Annotated in this window: 4 protein-coding genes; 2 read left to right on the plus strand and 2 right to left on the minus strand. The window is 69.7% G+C overall.

Going from position 1 to position 7637, the window contains the following annotated elements; all coding sequences use genetic code 11:
• Positions 1-64: 64 nt before the first annotated feature.
• Entirely contained in the window at positions 65-4033 is a 3969-nt protein-coding gene (locus KBX34_RS32515) for a CARDB domain-containing protein (RefSeq protein WP_210928917.1), read from the minus strand.
• Between the two features lie 374 nt (positions 4034-4407).
• Positions 4408-4959 carry a GNAT family N-acetyltransferase gene (locus KBX34_RS32520; protein WP_088946666.1) on the minus strand — a complete coding sequence of 184 codons (552 nt, stop codon included), beginning with the start codon at positions 4957-4959 and terminating at the stop codon, positions 4408-4410.
• 51 nt (positions 4960-5010) lie between these two features.
• Between KBX34_RS32520 and KBX34_RS32525 the strand changes: the two genes are divergently transcribed.
• Entirely contained in the window at positions 5011-5850 is an 840-nt protein-coding gene (locus tag KBX34_RS32525; protein WP_088946665.1) for a YhjD/YihY/BrkB family envelope integrity protein, read from the plus strand.
• Between the two features lie 11 nt (positions 5851-5861).
• On the plus strand, positions 5862-7457 hold the full coding sequence (locus KBX34_RS32530; RefSeq protein WP_210928918.1) for an NAD(P)/FAD-dependent oxidoreductase: 1596 nt from the start codon (positions 5862-5864) through the stop codon (positions 7455-7457).
• Positions 7458-7637 lie beyond the last annotated feature (180 nt).

The following is a 7637-nucleotide window of genomic DNA, read 5'->3' on the forward strand; positions in this document are numbered from 1 at the left end:
GGGCTGCGGGACGGGGGGGGGGCGGGGGGGGGCGCCCCCCCCGACTTCCTGGAAAACGTGGTGATCAGGGGTTGATGACGAACTGCGAGCCCGGCTGGATGACGATGTTGCCGTCGGCCGAGTTCGTGATGGTCACGTTCGTCAGGTTGGCGTTGCCGCGCGCGCCGCTCATCGCGAGGATGCCGGCGCCGTTGTTGGACTTGTCGATCCGCACATTGGTGATGGCGACGTTCGGCATGTTGCCGCCGCCGTTCTTGAACTGGATGCCGTCGAACGTGGAGTCGATGATGTCGGTGTCGCGGATCGTGACGCCGACGATGTCCCTGGTGGCGGGGAAGAGCGTGATGGCCCCGAACTCCTGGTCCTCGTTCCAGAAGGCGCCCCCGGTGCGATAGAGCCCGTTGTTGGCGATCAGGGTCGTGCCGGAGAACGGCAGCGGGTCGTGGTCGGTCGCCAGCATGATGCCCGGGTAGTTAGCGGTGTCGTAGATCAGGTTGTTCTCGATCGAGTTGTCGTAGCCGCCGTAGATGGCGATGCCGTTGGCCCGCCAGGGCAACTGGATGGTGTTGTTGACGAAGTGGTTGTCGTGGGCGATGTCGACGTTGCGGTCCTTCACGTACGGGTTGGCCCAGACCGCGAGCGCGTCGTCACCGGTGGTGCGGAACGACGAGTTGAACACCCGCGAGTTGCGCGTGCCGTTGCTGAAGTTGATGCCGTCGGCGTACGTGTTGCGGATCCGCATGCCGGTGAACTCCAGCCCGTCGGCCGGCCCCCACAGGTCGGGGATGTTGTCGTAGTCGCGACCCACCCAGACACCCACGTTGGCGTGCTCGATCCACACGTTGCTGATCCGGGTGCCGGTGCCGAAGCGACCGTTCAGACCGACGCCACCCTCGGCGTTGCCGTCACCGCCACGGATCCGGCCGGAACCGAAGATGGCGATGTCGGAGATCTGGGTGTTCTTGTCGATGTCGAAGCCGAAGTTGCCCTCGTGGGGGTGGTTGATGCCACCCACCACGTTCTGCGGCTCGGTCAGCGTGTAGAGCTGCGAGTGCCACATCCCGGCGCCCCGGATGGTGACGTTGCTGATGCCGACCTGGTTGTGCGTGCCCCGGTTCAGCGGGTCGTCGGTCAGGATCTTCTGCTCCTGCCGCCACTGCCCGGCCGGGATCCACACGCAGCTGATGACGCCGTTCTGGTCGTCGGTCACCGCGCGCTGGATGGCGGCGGTGTCGTCGAGCCCGTCGTTCGGGACCGCACCGTACGAGGTGATCGAGGTGCAGCCGGCCGGCTGACTCGCCGCCGGGGCCACCTGCTCCAGGTCGATCATGTCGATGACGTAGAACGAGGCGGTGTCACCCGAGTCGCGCTGCAACTTGAACCGGGTGCCGGCCGGGTACGACTGCGCCAGCAGCGCGTTCGACTCGTCGAAGAGCCGTCGGGCGTCGGCCTGCGGGGTGTTGGTCAGCGCCTCCGGCCCGTCGGTGTTGCCGTAGAGCCAGCTGTGCCGCGACGACAGTGTCAACTTCCGGGAGAAGACGTCATTGACGTAGAGGCTGATGGTCGCCTCGATGCCGCCACCACCGGGCGCGTCCGGGATGGAGTTGCGCACCACGATGGAGTTGGCCTGGTTGGCCGAGGTGAACTCGACGAACTGGCCGGTGCTGGTGAGCCGTACCGACCTGCGGCCGGAGGATTCGCTGGCGAAGTTGGTGTGGCCGAAGGTACGCAGCGCGTCGGGCTCCAGCAGCGTGCCCTGGTAGCGAGCGGCCTCGGCCTCGTACGAGACGTACGGGACGGCTGCACCGCGCCCGACCACGATCGACTGGCTGAACCCGTTGTTGGTCTCGTTGGTCTCGGTCACCGCGTTGGTCGCGTCGGCGGTGGCCGTGATGGTGGCACCTCCGCTGGTGGCGGTCCAACTGCCGGTGACGGCCACGTTGACCGTCGCGCCGGCCGCGATCGAGGCGGTGCTGGTGTTGAGCGTGGTGCTGCCCACCACCAACCGGGTGACAGTGGTCGCGCCGGTCGCGGTGGTGCCACGGTTGCGGACCGCCACGGTGAAGGTGACCGACGCGCCGACCGCCGGATTCGGCGGGTTCGAGGCGATGCTGAGCACCTGCAGGTCCGGGCCGGGCGCCTGCGCGACCACCAGCGGCGACGCCGCCGTGAAGCTGTTGTTGCCGTTGTTCTGCTCGACGATCGTGTTCGTCGGGTCGACCACCGCCGAGACGGCGTAGCTGCCCATCGGCCGGGTGCCGGCGTTGAATGACACGGTGGTCGAGCCGCCCGCGGCGAGCGCGCCCACCGTGGCGCTGCCGGCGACGGCGCCGGCCAGGCTGAAGTTCACAGTGGTCGCCGCAGCGGCGGCGGAGCCGATGTTGCGCACCACGGCCGAGAGCGTGACCGGGGAGACCTCGCTGGGCGAGGTCGGCGACCAGGTCACCGAGCTGACGACCAGGTCCGGGTTGGGCGCCGGCGTGCCGCACACCTCGAACTCGGCCACCTGGCCGGACGGGGCGCCGGTGTTGCCGGTGAACCGCAACTGCACGTCCGCGGTGGTCGCGGTGACCGGGATGCTCACCACGTTGGTGCCCTGGACGAACTGGTAGGTCGCCGCCGACACCAGACTGGTGTACGAGGACGAGGCCTGGTCGCGACCGAGGACCTGGATGGTCTGGGTACGGGTGCCCCAGGCCGGGTCCGGGTTGAGCTTGACGGTGACGCCGGAGATGGAGTGGTTGGCACCCAGCGCGACGGTCAGGTTCTGCGGGTAGCTCGCCGCGCCCTCCCAGTAGGTGGCGAGCTGCCCGTCGTTGGCCTTGTCCGGGGTGAAGCTGAAGGTGGAGCCGCTCGCCGTCATGCTCTTGCCCTGCGCCACGTTGGTGCAGGCGGGCGGGTTGCTGCCGGTCCGGGTGACGGTGTTGCTGTTGCCGGACAGGTTGCCAGCCCCATCACGGGCGCGGACGTGGTAGGACACCGTCGCGGTCGCCGGCTGGGTGTCCTGATAGGTGAGGACGGTGCCCAGCGTCGCGACGAGGTTGCCGCCACGGTAGACGTTGTAGCCGGCCAGGCCACTGCCACCGGAGTCGGTGGAGGCGCCCCAGTTGAGCGTGATCGTGCTGCCCGACGTGCTGTGCGACAGCGTCCCCGGCGTGCTCGGCGCGGTGGTGTCACCGCCGCCGGTCCGGGTGACTGTGTTGCTGTTGCCGGACAGGTTGCCAGCCGCGTCGCGCGCCCGGACGTGGTAGGACACGGTGGCCGTCGTCGGCTGGGTGTCGTTGAAGGTGGTCACGTTCCCGATGGACTGGAGGAACGCGCCGTTGCGGTAGACGTCGTAGCCGGCGATGCCGCTGCCGCCCGCGTTGTCGGTCGAGGCCACCCAGTTGAGGCTGATGGTGGTGCCCGACTGGGTGTACGAGAGGTTGCCGGGGACGCTCGGCGCTGTGGTGTCCGGGGTGGTGCCGCCGCTGCCGTACACCTCCAGCTCGGAGAGCTGCCCGGCCGGCCAGGCGCTGTTGGCGGTGATGGTGATCCGCACGTAGCGGGTGGAGGTCTGACCGAAGTTGATGGTCACCGTGCTGCCGCTAGCCGGGTTGAAGGTGTACGTCTGGGACCCGACCAGGTCGGTGAACGACGAACCGTTGACGCTGCCCTGCACGCTCAACGTCTGCGTCCGGGTGCCCCAACCGGAGGTCGGCAGCTTCAGTACGACCTGGTTGACGCTCTGCGATGAGCCGAGATCGACCTGGACCCACTCCGGGAAGGAGTTGTTGACGCTCTCCCAGTAGCTGCCCGCGTTGCCGTCGACGACCTTCGACGAGTCGTAGACGTCGGCGTGGCCGCTCTCCTGGGTGGGCCGGCCCTGCGCGAGGTTGGTGGCCGCCGCGGCGAAGCCGGCGCTCGGCGCGGCCGCCGTGTCGGCGGGGCCGGCGGCACCGGCGGGGTTCGCGAGGGCGGTGGCCCCTGCCGTGGCGATCAGCGTGGCCGCGGCTGCCGCCGCCACCATCCTGAACAGATTCGTTCGTCTCATCACTGTCCTTGTCGTCGGGGGACGGCTGCCGCGGCGGCTTGACCACGGGGGGTGGGGGTGCGGCGGTGGGACGACCATCAACGGCCCCTCCAGGGGATCCGTTGAATCTTCCGAGAGCATGCGCTAAATCACGCACGTCTTTGTCAAAATCTTGCGCTACTTTGACCAAAGGTTACTGACGTGCTACGGGAGCGTCAACACTTCGACCACCGTGACTATTTATGGGCATGCGCGTCCTGCGGGCCGTCGCCGCTTGGCTGTGGCGGGCGCCCGTCGGCACAACAGTGATGCCGGCGAGTCGTCAGAACGACTCACCGGCATCAGGGTTCGCGACGCGTTGGGCTCACGGCACGGGCACGGAGGTGCCCGGGTGTTCAGGCAGTCGGCGCCGCTCGGACGAAGGTCTCCAACTCCTCACCGCCGTACCACTCGGTGCGCCGGCCCACGTGCTCCATGCCGAGGCGCCGGCAGACCGCCATCGACGGCTCGTTGCCCGGCGACACGACCGCGTAGATCTCCGAGGTGCCGGCGGCGAACTCCCGCGCCATAAGGGCACGGGCCGCCTCGGTGGCGTAGCCGTGACCCCTAGAGTCCGGATGCAGGTGCCAGCCCGTCTCGATGTCCTCGGTGAGCTGCGTCTCCGGGTTCCCCGGCAGCCGCTTGAGCAACACTGTGCCCGCCACCAGCCCGGTCTCGCGTACCTCCATCGCCCAGGTGCCGTACCGGCCTCCGTCGGCGGCGTGCCGGTTCTGCCAGATGCGCAGCCGATCGATGGCCTCGCTCGGGTCGGTCAGCGGCAGACCCGGTGCCGCGCCCAGCCAGCGGGTGATCTCGGGGCGGGAGTAGATGTCGTAGATCCGGGCCAGATCAGCCGGATCGTCGGTCCAATCGCGCAGGATGAGGCGTTCCGTGGTGACAACAGTCATGACCCGCGATCTTAAGGAGTGGCGGTCCCGACGACAGGGAAAGGCATCACGATGGGCAGCGGATGGCAGCAGGCGAAGCGGATCACCCGGGCCGCGTTCCGCCCGCTACGTGGGCGGGACCTGTCACTGCACGCCGCCGCGATCACCTTCTACGGCGCGATCGCCGTGGTGCCGGTCGCCCTGTTGGCGATCTGGCTCACCTCCCTGGTCGCCGGAGCCGACCGGGTACGCCGGCTCACCTCGTACGCCGTGGAAGCCCTGCCCACCGCAATCGGCGCACCCCGCGCGGTGGACGCGTTGGTCAACGCCGGGGTGGAGTTGACCCCGCTGCTGGCTCTGGCCTCGCTGCTGCCCGCGTCCCTGTACGGCGAAGGGCTGCGCCGGGCGTTCGTCTCGGTGGCGGCACCCCGTTCCGACGAGCACCTGGTCGGCTGGCGGGGTCGGATCCTCCTGCTGCCGCTGCTCGCGCCGGCCCCCGCGCTGCTGCTGTCGATCCTGCTGGCACTCCCGCTCACCACCCGTCTCGTCCGTCAGGGTGGCTGGGTCGGCGCGCTGGGCGTGGTGCTGTCGTTCCTGGCGGTCTGGCTGGTGCTCACGCCGGTGCTGGTGTGGGTGTTCCGGGTCGTCGGGTCGGCCTCCCCGGATTGGCTCTCCACGCTCGGGATCGGGTCGTTCACCGCGGCGAACCTCTCCGGCTTCCTGCACGGCTTCGTGCTCTTCGCCTCGCTCCCCCTGGACCTGGGAGTGCCGTTCGGTGGCTTCGACGAGATCGGCGCCGGCGTGGCCGTGCTCCTGTGGCTCTACATGTTCCACGTGATCGTCCTGGCCGGTTACTCCGCCACCCTGACCCTCTCCCGCTGGCGCGCCCAGCGCACCGGCTCCACGGACTAGGCTGCGGCGGCATGAGCAGTGAGATTCCGGCCCGCGCCGACGTCGTGATCGTCGGTGCCGGGCACAACGGCCTGGTCTCCGCAGTCCTGCTGGCCCGCGCCGGCCTGGACGTCCTGGTGCTGGAGGCGGCCGACGTGATCGGCGGCGCCACCCGCACCGAGAACCCGTTCCCGAAGGTGCCGGGGCTGCGGCACTCCACCGGCTCGTACCTGCTCGGGTTGATGCCACCGGAACTGCTCGCCACGCTCGACGTCCGGATCCCGGTGCTGCGCCGCGACCCGCACTACTTCCTGCCCACGCCGGGTGGCCTCGGCTCGCCGTACCTGCTCTTCGGAAGCGACACCGCAGCCACCCGCGCGCAGCTCGCGGAGTTCTTCTCCCCCGCCGACGTGGCCGCCGACGACGCCATGCAGGCCGAGCTGGCCGCGCTGCGCGAGGATCTCGCCCCGGCCTGGCTGGCCGAGCCACTGAGCGTCCAGGAGACCGCCGAGCGGCACGTGCGACCGGCGCTGCGGCAGGTCTTCGTCGACCTCGTGCAGGGCTCGGTGGCCGACTACCTGGCCCGGTTCGAATTCCGCTCCGAGCTGCTGGTCAGCATGTACGCGGTCACCGACGGGCTGTCCGGCCTCAACGCCGGCCCGGACGACCCCGGCACGGGCCACAACTTCCTCGTGCACAACATGTGCCGGCTGCCCGGCTCCGGCGGCACCTGGATGATCGCCGAAGGCGGGATGGGCACCGTCTCACGGACGTTCGCCGAGGCCGCCCGCGCCGCCGGGGCGACAATCCTGACCGGTACGCCGGTGAGTGCGGTGACCCTCGACGGCGGCGCGGCCAGCGGAGTGGTGCTGGCCGACGGCCGACAGGTCGCCGCCAAGGTGGTGCTCGGCGCGTGTGACCCGTACCGGTTGATCGACCTGCTGCCCGACGGCGCGCTCCCGGCGCCGCTCGGCGACCGGATGACGGCGGTCCGCCGCCCCGGCACCACCCTCAAGCTCAACCTGGCGCTCACCGGGCTGCCCCGGTTCTCCTGCCTGCCGGCCGACACGCCGAGCCCGTTCGGCTCGACCATCCACCTGCTGCCCGGCTCCGCTTCGCTGGTCGGCGGGGACGACACGTCGCCGATGACCGCGCTGCGCTCGATGTGGGCGGACGTGCAGGCCGGGCGACTGCCGGCGGAGCCGACCATCGAGTGGTACCTGCACACCACCGTCGACCCGTCGCTCTCCGACGCCGCCGGACACCACTCGTCGGCGCTCTTCGTCCAGTCGGTCCCCTACGAGCTGGCCGGCACCACCTGGGACGCGGCACTGCCCGGCTACGTCGACCGGCTCATCGGCATCGTCGAGCGGTACGCCCCCGGCACCGGTGACCTGATCGCCGACGCGGTGCCGCTCCCCCCGCCCGGCATCGAGAAGCACTTCGGCATCACCGGCGGGCACATCCACCACGTCGACAACACGGTCTCGTTCACCGACCGGATGCCCTACGCCACCGGCATCGACGGCGTGTACGCCGGCAGCGCCGGCTGCCACCCGGCCGGCAGCGTCATCGGCGCGGCAGGCCACAACGCCGCCCGCCGAATCCTGGCGGACCTGGGCCGCTGACCCCGACCTACCGCAGAAGTGCGTTGATCATGAAGTTATTGCCTGCCGTGGCGGGGTGGTTTCTAAGGTTCAGTGCAACTGATCTTGGTTGTGCTGGGGGTGTTGGTGGCCAGGCCGGGTGTGTTGACGTTCGGGCATCGGCAGGTGTTGGAGCATCTGTGGGGTGCGGGTCGGCGCATT

This window comes from Micromonospora sp. M61, assembly GCF_018070245.1.
GTDB classification, from domain to species: domain Bacteria; phylum Actinomycetota; class Actinomycetes; order Mycobacteriales; family Micromonosporaceae; genus Micromonospora; species Micromonospora zamorensis.